This window comes from Cyclobacterium sp. L-R, from assembly GCF_056859355.1.
Genome location: NZ_JBSXOH010000096.1, coordinates 1 through 17,015 on the forward strand (window position 1 = coordinate 1; position 17,015 = coordinate 17,015).

The window sequence follows — 17,015 nt, forward strand, 5'->3', positions numbered from 1 at the left end:
GATTGTTTTACACACCTTAAACCCGGATTATGTAATAGGATTTCTCCGTCCTGACATAGTCAGGGGTGAAGCCTGTCCCGTGTTTACGGGAAGTGTTGCAATCGCAAGAAAATCAGGCTGTTTGGAGATTTTAGCATAGCACCGCTATGGTGAAATTGAAAACAGCAACGAAGTAGCTGATTTTGAAGCGATTTCAGCACGTAACAGATTGTCTATTGCATATTTCGGGTTAAATCAATGCTTTTCTCATAATTGATGCTAAAGTCTTCGTATTTTAATCCTGCTTAGTATGTTCAACCCAAATCAGCTCGGAAGTATTGTAACCAATTTTCTCGGCCATCATTAGGTATTCGTTCTTTACATCTTCGGGTATCACTGTCTCACGCGAAAGTATCCACAGGTACTTTAGACTTTCCCCTGCCACCAAAGCATATTTGTATTCTTTGTCAATAGCGATCACATTGTACCCTGAATAAAAAGGCCCAAAGAAGGACACTTTAAGCTTGGCAATATCATCATCACCTACAAATTTGGCTTTACCTATCGCTTGGGTCCATTCTTCCTTTTTGATATTGTACCCTTGATTGTCAACCTTAATGGTTCCATTGTCATTTAAGGAATAGCTGGCAGTAGTATTATTCAAATTCCTTTCAAACTTGAAATCCAGTCTGGCAATCTCATACCATTTTCCAAGGTATTTTTCTTTATCGAAAGGTTTTACAGCTTCTGCCCCTTTTGGTATTGTCGCACAAGAAAAAAATCCCATCATTATCAAGCCTGTTAATAGTGAGTAAATCAATTTGCTAATTTTCATACTTTTAAAATCTGTTAGAAACTGTATTTGATTAATCAAATGTCATGCCTATATACCATAGGCCTACTAACTTAAGTTGGGTTAAGAAAATTAAACCCGGATTATGTAAAAGGATTTCTCCGTCCTGACAATAGTCAGGGGTGAAGCCTGTCCCGTGTTTACGGGAAGTGTTGCAATCGCAAGAAAATCAGGCTGTTTGGATATTTTAGCATAGCACGGCTATGGTGAAATTGAAAACAGCAACGAAGTAGCTGATTTTGAAGTGATTTCAGCACGTAATAGATTGTCTATTGCATATTTCGGGTTTAACTAAGTTTTTACGGTTTTAAAAGGGGCTTATACCATAAGTGGATAAATTCCTTACTCTCGATGGATTGGCATCACGACTAGATGTATATTTTGTAATAAGATTTAAATTAAAGATTTTATAAGCTATCGGAATCTTCAATCATCTCAATAAGCTCCCAATCCGCTATGTAGTTTTCACATAAAGTAAATTTATCTTTAATGGGCTTATTTAATGGCACAAGTTCGTGGTTGCTACGTTGGTATTGGAAATCTAAATTTACATTAATTTGATCGGGTGAGAAGGTTAAAGTTGTACCATTATCCTCCCATGTCCCGCTTACAAAACCATTATCCTGACTGCAACCATGATAACTGAATCTAAATGTGCTGTCCTTCATAAGGACCAAAGACTTGCCATAAATTCCAAAATCTCCACAATAAGATTTGAGTACCTGTTCATTTTGTTTTTCGCTGGTAAGGAATAGCAGAATACCTGAAAATATCGCAACAAGCGTGAATGTCCCAATCCAGTTTACCCGTCTCTTGGAATGCGTTTTTCTGTTTCTATTTGAAAACTTTTTTCCCATTATGTTTAGTTCCCACTGATATCCAGTCTAATATTAATTATAAAGACTGGAATCCTCTCATTTTAACCTCTCTACTAAACTAATTTATTTTTAATTGTTATAAAAGAATAGAAACGTACAAAAAATAACACTGAGTCAAATAAAAACTCACCATTGGACAATTTAAAAACCATTTAAATAGCCCTCCAAAAGCAAGATTGAAAAATTGAAGTTTATTACTATTTGAAGTTTAAAGATTCTCCTTATTGCTTTTAACTTCATTTTTGTGAATATAAAATCGCAGGCATGAAAAATTTTTCTAGAAACTTTCTATATTCGCACAAACTTTTGAAAGCCAGGTTTTATGAAAAAGAAGGCGGCAGTCATCGACATGGGTACCAATACCTTTCATTTGCTAATGATAGCATTTGACAGCAATGGTTTTGAGGTAATCTACCAGGAAAAAGTACCTGTGAAAATTGGTCAGGGGGGCATCAATCAAAACCTTATCCTACCAGAAGCCGAAAAACGTGGCTTACATACTCTCGGGCACTTCCAAAACCTGATTAAAGGCGAGGAAATTACCCGAATTTTCGCTTTTGCCACGAGTGCTGTCAGGAATGCGGACAATGGACTTGCATTTATCCATAAAATAAAACAGCAAACCGGTATTGAGGTGCAAATTATTGATGGAGAAAGGGAGGCAGAGTTAATTTATAAAGGCATCCGACAAAGTGCTTGCCTCAACGAAGAGAATGCCCTGATGATGGACATCGGAGGAGGCTCTGTAGAATTCATTATTGGCAATGAAGAAGATATCCTCTGGAAAGGTAGTTTTGAAATAGGAGGTCAAAGACTGCTAGACTTGTTTCATTATCATGACCCCATCTTGCCTGAAGAAGTAGAGAAACTTTCTGATTATTTATCCAAAAAGTTACTCCCACTTACCAATGCCATAAAAGAACATGCTCCTGAACAACTTATAGGTGCCTCAGGCACCTTTGACACCTTAACGGACATGTACCTTGCAAACGAAGGAAAGAAAAAAGACAGAAAAATAATCAAGCATTTTTTACCAGTTACTGATTTTGAGGCAATGGCTACAGACCTTTTGCTCCTAGACAAAGCAAAACGACTCAAAATCCCTGGCATGATCCCAATGAGAGTGGACATGATCGTAGTAGCCTCCTGCTTGATTCGCTTTATTTTACAGCACGTTAAAACAAACAAGCTAATTTGTTCCACCTATTCACTAAAAGAAGGGGCCGTCTCAGAAGCAATGGCAAAGGTGGCAGAGAAAAAAAATTCTAGCTTAGCTACCACACAATAAATCGAGGAAATTCTTCCTATACGCATTATCTTTTTGCATTTTTGTACCATTGATCACCCAATTCCTTGTCCAAAAATGAATTTCACACACCATCAATTAGAAAAATTTACAATTGCTGTTTTACAAAAAATAGGATGCCCTGAAGCAGATGCGAAAACGGCCGCTGCTGTGCTCCTTTCTGCTGACCTTCGTGGCGTAGACTCCCATGGTGTAGCCCGCTTATCGGGCTACGTTAGGTTATGGGAAGCCGGAAGGATAAATCCTACACCTAACGTTCAGGTAGTGCATGAAACGCCAAGTACCGCTGTAGTAGACGGTGATGCTGGTTTGGGTTTGGTAGTAGCTCCTTATGCCATGAAAGTGGCCATCGAAAAAGCCAAAATAGCTGGAACTGGATGGGTGTCTGTAAAAAACTCCAACCACTATGGAATTGCGGGAGTCCATGCCATGCAAGCCTTGCAACATGACATGATTGGCATTTCGCTTACCAATGCAAGTCCTTTGGTAAGCCCTACTTTTTCTAAAGAGCGCCTTCTGGGCACCAACCCAATTTCGGTGGCCATTCCTGCTAAAGAGCAGCCCCCATTTGTACTGGACATGGCTACCACCACTGCGGCCAATGGCAAATTGGAAATTTTGCAAAGGAAAAAAGGACAGGCTCCTGCTGGTTGGATCCAAGACAAGGATGGGAAATCGACTACAGATCCATTGGGCGTAAAAAATGGGGGTGCACTTTTGCCCTTAGGGGGAGACAGGGAACATGGTTCCCAAAAAGGCTATGGCTTGGGCGCGGTGGTAGATATATTTTCAGCGGTGCTTTCTGGAGCCAATTATGGCCCATGGGTACCTCCCTTCGTTGCATTTTTGGAACCGCACCCTAATCCTGTAGGGGAAGGCTTGGGTCATTTCTTTGGCGCCATGCGCGTGGATGCTTTCCGACCTGCAGACGAATTCAAAGATCATATGGACAATTGGATCGGCAGATTTAGAGAAGCTACACCAATAGATGGGCATGAGAAAGTATTAATTCCAGGAGATCCTGAACGTGAACTGGAAGCAGAAAGAAGAGCCAAAGGCATTCCTTTACTTACAGCAGTTGTAGATGATTTACGCGCCCTTGGCGATAAATTGGGCGTTGACTGGGAATAATCCAACGATATCAATTGAAAATAAAACAATTTTTAAAGACTTTAGGACCGGGTATTCTCTTTGCGAGCACAGCCATTGGTGTTTCGCACCTAGTGCAAAGCACGAAAGCAGGTGCAGAATATGGCTTTGGCTTGGTGGGATTTATTATCGCAGCAAATCTATTCAAGTGGCCTTTCTTCGAATTTGGCTCCAGGTATGCAGCAGCCACCGGACAGTCACTAATCGATGGCTACCAAAAAATCAGCCCTTGGTTTTCCCGTCTGTATTTGGGGATAAACCTCGTCTCCATGTTTTTTGTAAATGCAGCTGTGAGTTTAGTAGCAGCAGGTTTTTTACAAAACTTATTCAATATTGAATTGGACGCTATCTATTTCTTTGTTCCATCAGTAGTCTTGTTACTTTTCTCTTTTTCCTTTCTGGCACTGGGAAGGTATTCACTGCTAGATTCTGGAATTAAGATTATTGGTAGCTTTATGTTTGTCAGCACGCTCTTGGCATTCTTTATTGCAATTTTCGATGGCCCAAAGGTACCGATTCAAAACTTCTCTATTTTTGTTCATCTTACACCCCATTCATTGCCATTTGTAATTGCACTGATGGGCTGGATGCCGGCAGCCATTGACTCCTCCACCTGGAACAGTCTCTGGACCATTGCCAGAAGCAAACAAAGTGGCTATGCCCCCACCGTCAAAGAATCGGTTTTTGAATTCAATATTGGCTATTGGATCTCTGCTACCTTGTCCATTTGTTTTGTAGTGCTTGGTGCTTTTTTGCTTTTCAACACAGGGAACCTACTTCCCGACGATAATGTAGCTTTTGCCACTGGGGTGGTCAATCTCTATGCCGCACAGCTGGGCTCTTGGACATTTTTAATCATTGCCGCTGCAGGTTTTTCCATTATGCTAGGCACTTGCATTGGGGTCATGGATGGCTATGCCCGCTCCACGGCAAGGGTAATTGCCGTGATGCGCAATCAGGAGGAAAAGCAATCAGATTACCTGCTCTGGCTGGTGCTAATCACCCTTGGAGGCATGCTGGTCATCGGTCTTTTCATGGCTTCATTTAACCAACTTATTGGTCTGGCCACCACTATCTCTTTCCTGATAGCGCCCATTATAGCGATGCTTAACTACAAGTTGATTTTCAGCCAACATTTAACAAAGAAACAACAACCTAGCAAGGCCATGCAATGGCTTTCCATTGCCGGAATTGGCTTTCTTTTCCTGTTTTCATTTGTGCTTATCTATTTCAATTGGTTTCAATAGGCCTGCAAATGTCCTCGATTTCAATCCGAAATGGCTCGATATTCCCGTATAAATCCTCCGGCCCACTTGTCAAGAGAGTCAAAGGGAGATTTATTTCGTGAATATTCTAAAACCACTAAATCAATACTTTATCAAACTCCACCTCCTGCGCGGCCAATACAAAGACCTTAGTAGGCAGGGATTTGGTACGTTCTTTTAACCTTACATAATAATCTTCGAAAGCCCCTTCTTCTTCAGGCACTGCCAAGCCCATCATGATCATGTCGCTGTTTTTTGATTCTTCAGCCATGATGTCCCAAAAATTTCTACCATCAGCAATTAATATCTGGTAATCAAAACCGGTTCGCATTCCTTCAAAAATTCTATCTAAATTTTCCTTTGCACCCCCATAAGCTTCCTTATTGGGAACTACCATTTTCACATTTACAGAAGCCTGTTGCCATTCCCTACTGTTTTTTAACAAGTAGGCCAAAATGATCATCAAACTACCATTTTTCTTTAATCCTCCCCACCATATATCAATAACTTCTTTCTTCTTGAAACCTATATTGTCCTCATCCTGAACAATGATTACGTTTTTCTTGGATTTAAAAAAGTGCCGTATCATTTCTGAATAAGGAAGTAAATTCCTGTTCTCTCTGGTATCTCCCAGCAATATCGTATTGGGCACCAACTGCCCCAAACCATAGGAATTGACCATATGCATGGCACCTGAAAATGGATCTGGCGCCCTGACCACCCTAACCAATGCCTGAACATTTTTGTTGACCAGGTAATCCATAATTCTATTCTCAAAATCTTTTACTTTCTCCTGAGGAACATTGGATTCAGACACAATGGTGGTCACAGTAAACAAGGCATTCCCATTCGTAATGTCATCCGCAAGTTCTATCAAACGCCACCTTTTCCCTGGTGACCCTGACAAAACAAGGATATTGGGCCGCCAGCTTTTGGCATTGCCTTCTTTTTCTAGCCTGAATAAAGCGTACCTGATAATGGAAGAAAATACTCCCCTCCCTAAGCCTCCCCAGGTCGCTTCTATTTTTCGCCTTTCCAGCCAAACAAAAATGATAGCAATCACAAGAAAGGCCATAAATGTGGCCAATGCATTGATCAATAACATCACACCCGCACAACCAAGCGCTCCCAATAATGAAAAAATCCAATGCACCTTAAATTTAGGCCTGAAAGAAGCACTACCCAAAAACCGCTCTGTGGCCGCAGTGATGTTTAAAACGGCATAGGTGGTTAGAAAAAACATGGTTAGAACAGGAGCAATAAGGTTCAAATTACCGAAATACACTGTTACCAAGGTCAAGCCAATGGTGAAAACCGTAGCTGCACGGGGAATTTTCTCTTTCCCCTCTACTTTACTGAATATCCCCGCCCACTTGGGCAATATTTTATCATTGGCCAGGGCTTGTAATACCCTGGGAGCCCCCAATAAACTACCTGTTGCACTAGAAAGGGTTGCGCCCCAAATGCCAAGCACAATGGCTCCTCCCCAAATGGCGATATCCTGCATGATCAAGGGATTTTCGATCAGGGTAGAAGCATCTGCTCTGCTCGCCAATATCACTGGCAAAATCATATAAATCAAATAGCCTACGCCTATGGCCATAAAGGTGCCCTTGGGTATGGATTTGGCCGGATCTTTTAAATCTCCCGACATATTAACGCCGGCCATAATGCCTGTCACCGCGGGGAAGAAGATGGCAAAAACCTGCCAAAAATCAACAGATTGAGCAGCAGGCACTCCCCAAAGCTCAATCTGCGAATCTTCCATTGGACTGCCCAAAGCCAGGGACAATAAGGAGATGGCGATTAAACCCATGATAAAAAACTGGGATTTAATCGTAGCGGTAGTGGAAAACAAAGCCAAACCGCCTAGAAACAAGGTTGTAATTATGCCTACCCATTTTATATCCAAAGTAGGGAAGATAGCAACTACTGATTCCGAAAAACCAATAACGTACAAAGAAACAGAAAATGCCTGGGCCAAGTACAGGGGTATTCCTACCGCCCCACCAATTTCTGCCCCCAATGACCTACTGATCAAAAAGTAGGCGCCTCCACCTTTGACAGGTGCATTTGTGGCAATGGCAGAAATGGACAAGGAGGTCAGGAAAGTAATGGTTGTGGAAAGCGTTACGATCAATAGGGTCCCAATCAAACCTACATTCCCTACCACCCAGCCAAATCTCAGGTACATGATCACACCCAAGATCGTTAGCAAGGAAGGGGTAAAAACACCTCCAAAAGTTCCAAGCTTGGTGGAACTGCTTTTATTTAAATTTCTGATGTTCATAAGAATAATCTACTTTTTAAATAACGGATTTCAAGTGGAGTTTTTCATTTTCATTCCAAACCACCGCTACTGATGCAATTTCTTTCAAATCAGTTAGGCCTTTATCGGGCAATCAAAACAACAACTTTACCTTCACCAAGGATTGTCGATTTGTGGCATAAATTTCAAAATAAAAACAACACCACTTATTGCGAATCCTGTTTCAAAACTCGGGTTTATGTAAAATGGAAGGTGATTTTGGATTGAAAGTTTAAATTATTCTTTCTTCTTTTTCAACAAGACCACCCAGTCTAAATCAGGTTGGCTTGGCGCTTTCCCCAAAGCTGTCTTTTCTTCCCCTGAAACTTTCTTTAAAGCTTCATTCTGGGACCATTCTCCTGATCTGGGATTAAACCAATGGATTTCAAACATCTCAGAAGGTAAATTGAGTTCCCCTTCACCACCCTCTCGAAGATAAACCACAAATACTTCCTCGTCATCTGAAAGTACCCAGGAATTGTTATCCTCAGTGGGCATGGGGTTTAGCTGCTGATAGGGGATGCCGCTCTCGGTGAAAAAGTTTTTGGCATGATTCATTATTTCATAATAGGACTGGTATTTTCGGTAATCTTGGATCACTAGATCTTCTCCTTTGCCAATATATACTTCCATCCCAGCTGCTCCTGCCATAAGGGAGGCCCAAAGAGAGTGCTTTCGCCATACATCCAAGTCAGGATACTCAGGACTGGTATAGGGCTCGTCATAGGTGACCACCCATGGGTGACCTGCTGCAGCAGATTCATTTCTCCAATGCAAAATACGTCCATACCCATGGTTTACATCTTGATAATTCCCTTGAAAGCTAATGCCTGAATAGGAAGGATCTCCCAGCAAATCTTCAAAAATAGCATCTGTATTTGATGGCCCATTATGGACGACGATTAATTCATCGTAAGGCAATAAATCACTTAGATAAGCTGCAAATTGTTTTCTCTGGTCTGTGGTAATAGATTTACCATAAGTAGGGTCTTTTTCCCAACCATTTTCCTCTCCTATATTCCAGGTTACCGCATTTAGGTAACCAAACCTAGCTGCCAATTCCCGGTAAAAAAGCTTTCTGCTGTCTGCAAAATCGCCCCCTTCTTTGTGCTCAAAATAGGATTGATTTTCTTGCTCTGATAACACGAATTGAGTCATCATCCCTTCTTGCATCATGTAGTCAAAAAGATATTGCCATTGGTCAAGTTTCGAAACATCGTATTCGTAATAATTATCCTTGCCTTTCCATGGAAAAGCTGTTTTCCCATCCCCATAAGCATTCATCAATAAAAAATAATGGGTGTTAATGCCTTGACCTTTCAGGTAATTGATGACCCCAACTATACCTTTGCCTTTCTCTCCTTGCCATAGAAGATGGCCTTCTTTCCAATCGGCTATATGGTCCTTATAAGCCCTATCGGAAGCTGTCCCATCAAAATCCTTGTATTGAAGCAGTACTTCAGGAGCATTGGCTCCCATTTTAAAAAAATAATCCCCATTGCTAAATTGAAGGAAGTGCTCCCCTATATACTGTAGTTTCCCTTTGCCCAAAAATCCAGACTCGGACCTATCTTCTGGCAATACCGTAAAACTTCCTTTTTGCTTGTCAAAGGCCAAACTGCTAGCAGTGGAATTGTCTGTAGCAATGGCTATATTTTCACCTTCCAAAAATCTGACTTCATACTCCCATTCACCTGCTTTCAGAGGCAACAAATGCGCTCTCCAGATCTTTCCTGTTTCTGCACCAGTTTCACCAGCATTTCCATCTGCTGCAAAATAACCTGGAACAAGGATCTGCTGACCATCAGGATCCGTAAAACTCATTTCCATCCGGTAATTCAAAAATGTCGATTTATCTTCAGTAAGTTCTGGCCCCTCCCATGAAAAGGTCAACTTTTGGAAGGCCTTGAAATTCCCGGTAATATTTGGTGTTTGTCCACAGGAAACAAGAAGAAATCCTATAAACAAAAAACATATCATTGATATACGAGGCATAAAATCAAATTTAAAGGTTGGAATCAGCACTAAATATAGGAAAAGCAAAGACTAATTCATAAAGAGTTTTTCCCCTATAAATAAAAGCTCAAAAAGCATGGGATTCAGCTTACGGAAAATGAATGTAAGGACCAATATGGACAAATAATGCATATTGCACAGGTCATTTACACTTGAAAAAGCCACAACTTTATGGATTGATATATCGTGTATCTTTGTTATTAGAAAATAAATAAAAGTGCTATAAATTAATTGGAAACATGAGAAACCTTAGCCAAATAACAGCGGTGGCGCTATTGGTCTTTTGGACAACAACGTCCTTTTCACAAGCGCAAGAAACAAATGCTGCAAAAACCCAGGCCATCAACAAGAGCTATATGGATACTTCCATTCGCCCACAGGATGATTTTTTCCAGTATGTCAATGGAAGTTGGCTGGCTACAACTGAAATCCCTGCCGATCAGGGCAGATGGGGCAGCTTTTTGGAATTGAGAGAGCTAAGCATCGCCGGCGTAAAGCAGGTGATGGAAGCCGCCAAGGCCAATATAAGCGAATACCCCGAAGGCTCAGACCAATACAAAGCCATTGCTTTCTATACCATTGGAATGGATTCACTTTTGGCCGAAAAAAGAGGTCATAAGGAATTGCTCCCCTGGTTTGATCAAATCGATCAGATAAAATCCAAGGAAGACTTACAATCCTTTTTGGAAAAAATCTATCCTGCTGGAGTAGATCCATTCTTTAATATTTATGTTAGTACAGACGCTAAAGACTCAGACCAAAATGCCCTCTACATAAGTCAAGGTGGATTGGGATTGCCTGACAGGGATTATTATGTAGATGAGGGCAACGAAAAATTCAAAGAAATCAAAGCCAAATATGAGGCCCATATTTCCAAGGTCTTTCAAATGCTCGGCAGTTCGGAGAAAGAAGCAAATAAATTGGCTTCAGACGTTTTATTACTTGAAACAAAACTTGCAGTAGCCAGTAAGACCAGGATTGAAATGCGTGATTCTGAGGGCCGGTACAACAAATACACGATGGAAGAACTCCAGAAAGCCACTCCTTCATTGGATTGGTCCAGTCTAACCAAAGCACTTGGAGCCAACACCGATGAGGTCATTATAAGCACCCCTTATTTTATGCTTGCTCTGGAAGAAGTATTTAGCGATTCCAATCCGAAATTATGGCAAAACTATTTGAAATGGCACTTGGTACGTATGGCTTCCCCCTATATGAATCATGCACTGGTACAGGCAAATTTTGATTTTTATGGCAAAGAACTTCAGGGCACAGAGGAAATGAGAGCCAGATGGAAAAGAGTCTTGAGCAGTGCCGAAGGTGCTGCGGGCGAAGCCATTGGTAAATTGTATACGGAAGAGTTTTTCCCAGAGGAGGCCAAAGAAAAAGCCAATGAAATGGTCAGCAATATTTTAGAAGCCATGGGCAACAGAATTCAGCAATTGGACTGGATGAGCGAAGTAACCAAAGCTAAAGCCATGGACAAGCTGGCAACTTTCACGGTAAAAATCGGCTACCCTGATACTTGGGAAAGTTATGCTGCGCTGGAAGTGGATGACAACGAAGAAACCGCCTCGTACCTGGGCAATGTAATCGCAGCCAATAAATTCCAATTCAAAAAAAACATGGACAAACTGGGCAAGGAAGTGGACCGGTCTGAATGGTTTATGACCCCTCAAACCGTAAATGCCTATTACAATCCTACTTACAATGAAATCGTATTTCCTGCAGCCATTCTTCAGCCCCCATTCTACAATTACAAAGCAGATGCTGCTGTAAATTATGGAGGAATAGGAGCTGTCATAGGGCATGAAATTTCACATGGTTTCGATGACCAGGGAAGCCGTTACAGCCCGGAGGGGAATCTGGAAAACTGGTGGAAAGAGGAAGACCTTGAAAACTTCCAACAAAGAACCGGACAACTAGTCGCGCAATATGATCAATATGAACCTATTGAAGGTGTGAAGGTCAAAGGACAGCTTACCTTGGGAGAAAACATTGGTGACCTAGGTGGTGTATTGGTGGCGTTTGACGGATTACAAAAACATTTGGAAGAGCATGGCGATCCGGGAAAGATTGATGGGTTTACTCCCTCACAGCGATTCTTTCTCTCATGGGCGACCGTATGGCGCACCAAAAGCAGAGAAGAAGCACTCCGAACTCAAATACAAAATGATTCCCATTCTCCAGCCCAATACCGCGCCAATGGCCCATTGGTCAATGTGGACGCTTTTTATCAGGCCTTTGATGTCAAAAAAGGGGATCAAATGTATGTCGCACCTGAGGAGAGGGTAAGGATCTGGTAAGACCAGTCATTTACCTGTTAGGAATAAAAAAGGTGCTGTATGAAACAGCACCTTTTTTATTTTAGGCATTGATACTGTTTTAGTTATGGATTGGCCACGCTTTCAACTTGGCTTTATGGCGCAAATAATGAGGTGAAATAAGCCTTCCCCTATTTTTAAAAGAGAATATTTAAAGGAAATGTTTGAATAAATATACTTTATTGGATTTTTTTATTAATTTCTAATCAGAAATAGTAACGATTAAAAGCAATTTTCAACTAAACCCAAATTAATATGTGTAAAAACCACGGTGTGGCTTATTTAGAACCCGGTAAGGTAGAGGTACAAGAAATCGATTACCCTAAATTGGCCTTAGGCAACAGGAAATGTGAACATGGTGTCATTTTAAAAATTGTATCAACCAATATTTGTGGTAGTGACCAGCACATGGTAAGAGGGCGCACCACGGCTCCAAAAGGACTAATCCTAGGTCATGAAATCACTGGAATAGTAATTGAGGCAGGCAGAGATGTGGAGTTTATCAAAGAAGGTGATCTCGTATCCGTTCCCTTCAACATTGCCTGTGGAAGGTGTAGAAACTGTAAAGAACAAAAAACAGGCATTTGTCTTAATGTAAACCCTGCCCGACCAGGCGCAGCTTATGGCTATGTGGACATGGGTGGATGGGTCGGTGGTCAATCTGAATATGTAATGGTACCCTATGCAGACTTCAATTTATTGAAATTCCCGGACAAGGACCAGGCCATGGACAAGATCAGAGACCTTACCCTACTTTCAGATATCTTTCCTACAGGTTATCATGGAGCCGTAACAGCAGGCGTTGGTCCAGGATCCATCGTATATGTTGCAGGCGCAGGGCCTGTTGGCTTGGCATGTGCAGCTTCTTGCCACCTTTTGGGTGCTGCAGTAGTGATTGTGGGAGACATGATTCCCGAACGACTAGCACAAGCCAGGAGCTTCGGCTGTGAAACAATTGACCTCAGGGACAAAACACCACTTGCAGATGCCATCGCAGAAATAACAGGTGAACCTGAAGTGGATTGCGCGGTAGACTGTGTGGGATTTGAGGCCAGAGGCCATGGTGGAGATGCTGACAAAGAAATGCCTGCTACGGTATTGAATGCCGCCATGGACATCACTAGGGCTGGAGGAAGCATCGGTATCCCCGGCTTGTATGTCACAGGTGACCCAGGGGCTTCCACTGAAGCAGCTAAAGAAGGAAGTCTAAGTATTCGTTTGGGTCTTGGATGGGCCAAATCCTGCAGCTTTCATACTGGGCAGTGCCCGGTAATGAAATACCATCGGCAACTTATGAATGCCATCTTGTACGATAAAATTCAGATTGCAAAAGCGGTCAATGTGCAGATAATTTCCTTGCAGGAATCTGTTCAAGGGTACAAAGACTTTGACGGAGGTGCCGCCAAGAAATTCGTGATTGATCCACATGGGTTGATTCCGAATTGATTCAATTGATTTGCAATACTTTAGAAAAGCCACCGAAACTAAGTTTCGGTGGCTTTTCCTATTGAACCGACCTAGAAAGCAAAGATACCCGGGTGAAAATAAATAAATGGTATGCTTATCAATCAGTACAAGCCAGATTAGATGGCGGGATATTTGGGATTAAATTTCACTGTTTCACATAGGGTATGAACGAATCCCCAAACCCCAAAAGGGTGCAATTTTTGTAGCCAAGGCTGTGAAACCTTGGTAAGAATGGTAAACAAAACCTGATTTTGGCGGTATTGTTGCTCTTTTTCTGCAACTATGCTGACAGAATCTCTTTTATAACAATCATAAAATATAATCAATATAATTCATAGAGGAAATTGACCTTTTTAGATGGTTTATTGATTTTTTCTAATGGTTACCCTTTTCTTTTCCTGTTCATTTTTTCCTTGATGAAAAAACGAACCAAAAAAATCAAGGCTGTATGTAAATCTTAACGCAAAATGAATCACTCCCTGGCTAAACAAAAAAAACTCGGCCGAAAAGGCCTCAAACAGTTTTTTGTTTTTAACGCCATTGAGCAATCCATTTTACTAATTTCCATAAGGCCGAAAAAAATAAATAGAATTGAACAAGCTTAGGCTGCTAAAGCTATATAGTCTAGCTATTTAACCTACCCTAGAATTCATTTTCACTTGACATTACTCCCTTTAGTAATATTGACTGTAAAACTTAACAAATCCCAAACCCCCAGAGGGGTGATATTTTTGTAGCCAAGGCTGTCAAGCCTTGGTCAAAACGATTAATAAAACCCGATTTTGGTGGCATTGTTGCTCTTTTTCTGCAACAATGCTGACAAAATCTCTTTTATCAGAATCATAAAATATAATCAATATAATTCATAGGGGAAATTAAGCTTTTGAGATCGTTTATTGACTTTTTTCAATGGTTACCCTTTTTTTTTCCTGTTCATTTTTTCCTTGATGAAAAAACGAACCAAAAAAATCAAGGCTATATGTAAATCTTAACGCAAAATGAATCACTCCCTTGTCTAAACAAAAAAAACTCGGCCGAAAAGGCCTCAAACAGTTTCTTGTTTTTAACGCCATTGAGCAATCCATTTTACTAATTTCCATAAGACCGAAAAAAATAAATAGAATTGAACAAGCTTATACAGCTAAAACCATATAGTCTAGCTATTTAACCTAGCAAAGAACTCACTTTGCTGGACATTACTCCCTACGGTAATATTGACGGCAAAACTTAACGAATCCCAACAACCCCAGAGGGGTGCCATTTTTGTAGCCAAGGCTGTCAAGCCTTGGTTAAAACGGTAAACAAAACTTGATTTTGGCGGTATTGTTGCTATTTTTCTGCAACAATGCTGACAAAATCACTTTCGTAAACTATAAAAAAGAAGAAAGCCACATCCCTTAATACCCCAAATCCTTAGAAATAAAAATTCTCTCAACTTGCCCCATACTTGTTTTTAAGAAAAAAATGGTGAACTCGTCCGATGGTGTACTTTCGTTTTTTTTAATTATTGGTCTTCATTTTTAGTGTGATCTCTCCAATATTGTATGCATATATCGAAGCGGGAAGAAAAGTAAATTTCAAACCTTGTATTTCTTTCATCCCCATTTGATTAATTGAAGTGACAACGGCAGATTTAAGGCTATTTGCTTCACAAAAGTTAATTAAACTTTTCAATTCTTGGGGTTTATCGAAATATCGGTTATTCCATTTAATTTCTACTCCCCAAACAGGTTTATAGTTTTTATCATCTACCAAAACAAGATCTACCTCCCCTTCATTTCTGCCGTCTTTCCATCTAGCATAGGTTAAATCTAGTTGCTCTCGATGCATCCATTGTGAAAGAATTGCTGTTTCAACCATGTTTCCCATTTCTGGGTCTGTTTCACTTATAGGGGAAAATAAAGCCGTGCGAAGAGATGGGTTGGTAAGATATACTTTGAAGCTTGTGATTCTTTTTAATCTTTTCGCATTGACCCCAACCTTATTTAATACCTTAATTAAGAATGCTGCTTCTAAATATTCGAGATATTTTTTTAATGTATCCTTTTGAATCCCACTTTCTCTAGACATGGTCTCATATGAAAATTCATTACCAGTATGATAAGCTATGTAGGTGAAAAATCTGTTTAACTCCTGAACATCTTTGATTCCGTACAAGCTTGGAAGATCTCTAAGTAGCACTTTGTCTACAATGTCATTTTTCACATACCTCCCCATGTCACCTTGTGTTTTTTCAGATAACACAACCTCTGGATATCCACCAAAATTTAAATAATGGACAAATTCTTTATTCAATGCTTTAGGATCATGAGTTAAGCAATACTTTATATCCTTGGATCCATATTGAATCTCCCCTTCAAACATTAAGTGGTCTAGTTTTTTTAAATGGATATATTCCTGAAATGTCAATGGAGGCAACAAGAAATCAGTGAATCTACCCGCACCACTTTCCGTACTGTGCCATTTCAAAGCTGCTGCTGCGGAGCCAGAAACGATAAATTTTATTTCCGGATATGAGTCAACCAATACTTTTAAATGTCTTTCCCAATCTTTCAAGTATTGTATTTCATCAAAGAAGACGTAACAACCGTTTAGGTTTTCAAGGCTTAAAGAATCTTTACATAAAGTTAAAACATCCTCCAAGCTTAAATTGACATAAATTGGATTGTCAATCCCGATAAAGAATAATCTATGAGGATTCGTTCCTTCTTTCAGTAAATTTTCTATACAATGAAATAACATTACAGTTTTACCAACCCTTCTAGGCCCCATTAGAACTAAAGCCCTCTTAATGGTCCTTTCAAGGACGAATGGATAAAAGAGATCAAAGTATAATCTCCTGGACATTAAGCTATAGGTGCTCGGTATCTCTTTGGTAATCCACCATGGATTTTCATATCGAAGACGTTCAATAATCTTTTCTGTCGGAATAAGGTTCATCATTACCATATTTTCATCTTAATACAGCAATATAGTAAATTTAAATATATCGTAACCTATCTATTAATACAAATAATGAAACTTTAGGAGAAATACATAGTAAATGGATAGTTAATTGGACAATTGCTCAGCTTATCGCAAATAAGCATAACGGTTAGTTTAATATTCTTTCTCCATTTTTAAAGTTCACCTCTTCTTTAAGTTTCCTTAACTTACTAATCAATATCCTAGCGTCCCATCTAACACTTTAAATCTTAACAATACTTTATGTGGCCGTACTACCATGATGCCTAACGAATCCCAAAAACCCAATAGGGGTACCATTTTTGTAGATAAGGCTGTCAAGCTTTGGTCAAAATGATAAGCAAAATCCGATTTTGGCGGCATTGTTGCTTTTTTTTCTGCAACGATGCTGACAGAATCTCTTTTATAAGAATCATAAAATATTATTCATAGGGGAAATTAACCTTTTGAGATGGTTTATTGACTTTTTCTAATGGTTAGCCTTTTCTTTTCCTGTTCATTTTTTC

The 17,015-nt window shown here is 40.2% G+C and carries 10 protein-coding genes; 5 read left to right on the forward strand and 5 right to left on the reverse strand.

Annotation, left to right across the window (positions count from 1 at the left end; genetic code table 11):
• Window positions 1-274: 274 nt before the first annotated feature.
• Together AC13EX_RS21320 and AC13EX_RS21325 are read right to left on the reverse strand one after the other, a co-directional pair.
• Window positions 275-814, reverse strand: coding sequence for a lipocalin family protein (locus AC13EX_RS21320; protein ID WP_482894259.1), 540 nt, complete (start codon window positions 812-814; stop codon window positions 275-277).
• Window positions 815-1,239: 425 nt separating this feature from the next.
• Window positions 1,240-1,689 carry a hypothetical protein gene (locus AC13EX_RS21325; protein ID WP_339717792.1) on the reverse strand — a complete coding sequence of 150 codons (450 nt, stop codon included), beginning with the start codon at window positions 1,687-1,689 and terminating at the stop codon, window positions 1,240-1,242.
• 343 nt (window positions 1,690-2,032) lie between these two features.
• Between AC13EX_RS21325 and AC13EX_RS21330 the strand changes: the two genes are divergently transcribed.
• From AC13EX_RS21330 to AC13EX_RS21340, 3 genes are all read left to right on the forward strand, one after another.
• The gene (locus tag AC13EX_RS21330; RefSeq protein ID WP_482894260.1) at window positions 2,033-2,998 is read left to right on the forward strand and encodes a Ppx/GppA phosphatase family protein; all 966 of its coding nucleotides are present in this window, start codon (window positions 2,033-2,035) and stop codon (window positions 2,996-2,998) included.
• A gap of 75 nt (window positions 2,999-3,073) precedes the next feature.
• Window positions 3,074-4,147 carry an Ldh family oxidoreductase gene (locus AC13EX_RS21335; protein ID WP_482894261.1) on the forward strand — a complete coding sequence of 358 codons (1,074 nt, stop codon included), beginning with the start codon at window positions 3,074-3,076 and terminating at the stop codon, window positions 4,145-4,147.
• A gap of 14 nt (window positions 4,148-4,161) precedes the next feature.
• Window positions 4,162-5,412, forward strand: coding sequence for an NRAMP family divalent metal transporter (locus tag AC13EX_RS21340; protein WP_482894262.1), 1,251 nt, complete (start codon window positions 4,162-4,164; stop codon window positions 5,410-5,412).
• Window positions 5,413-5,527: 115 nt separating this feature from the next.
• On the opposite strand, the gene AC13EX_RS21345 is transcribed toward AC13EX_RS21340, so the two are convergent.
• Complete coding sequence (locus tag AC13EX_RS21345) at window positions 5,528-7,720, reverse strand: APC family permease (RefSeq protein ID WP_482894263.1); 2,193 nt, start codon at window positions 7,718-7,720, stop codon at window positions 5,528-5,530.
• A 255-nt stretch (window positions 7,721-7,975) separates the two neighbouring features.
• Window positions 7,976-9,733 carry a DUF5060 domain-containing protein gene (locus tag AC13EX_RS21350; RefSeq protein ID WP_482894264.1) on the reverse strand — a complete coding sequence of 586 codons (1,758 nt, stop codon included), beginning with the start codon at window positions 9,731-9,733 and terminating at the stop codon, window positions 7,976-7,978.
• Window positions 9,734-9,993: 260 nt separating this feature from the next.
• On the opposite strand from AC13EX_RS21350, the gene AC13EX_RS21355 reads away from it, so the two are divergent.
• Window positions 9,994-12,060 (forward strand): M13 family metallopeptidase, encoded by a 2,067-nt coding sequence (locus AC13EX_RS21355; RefSeq protein ID WP_482894265.1) that lies wholly within the window; start codon window positions 9,994-9,996, stop codon window positions 12,058-12,060.
• Window positions 12,061-12,333: 273 nt separating this feature from the next.
• A complete protein-coding gene (gene fdhA, locus AC13EX_RS21360) occupies window positions 12,334-13,524 on the forward strand; it encodes a formaldehyde dehydrogenase, glutathione-independent (protein WP_482894266.1) in 1,191 nt (396 codons plus the stop codon).
• A gap of 1,521 nt (window positions 13,525-15,045) precedes the next feature.
• Here fdhA and AC13EX_RS21365 read toward each other — a convergent pair.
• Window positions 15,046-16,488 (reverse strand): ATP-binding protein, encoded by a 1,443-nt coding sequence (locus AC13EX_RS21365; protein ID WP_482894267.1) that lies wholly within the window; start codon window positions 16,486-16,488, stop codon window positions 15,046-15,048.
• Window positions 16,489-17,015: the final 527 nt, after the last annotated feature.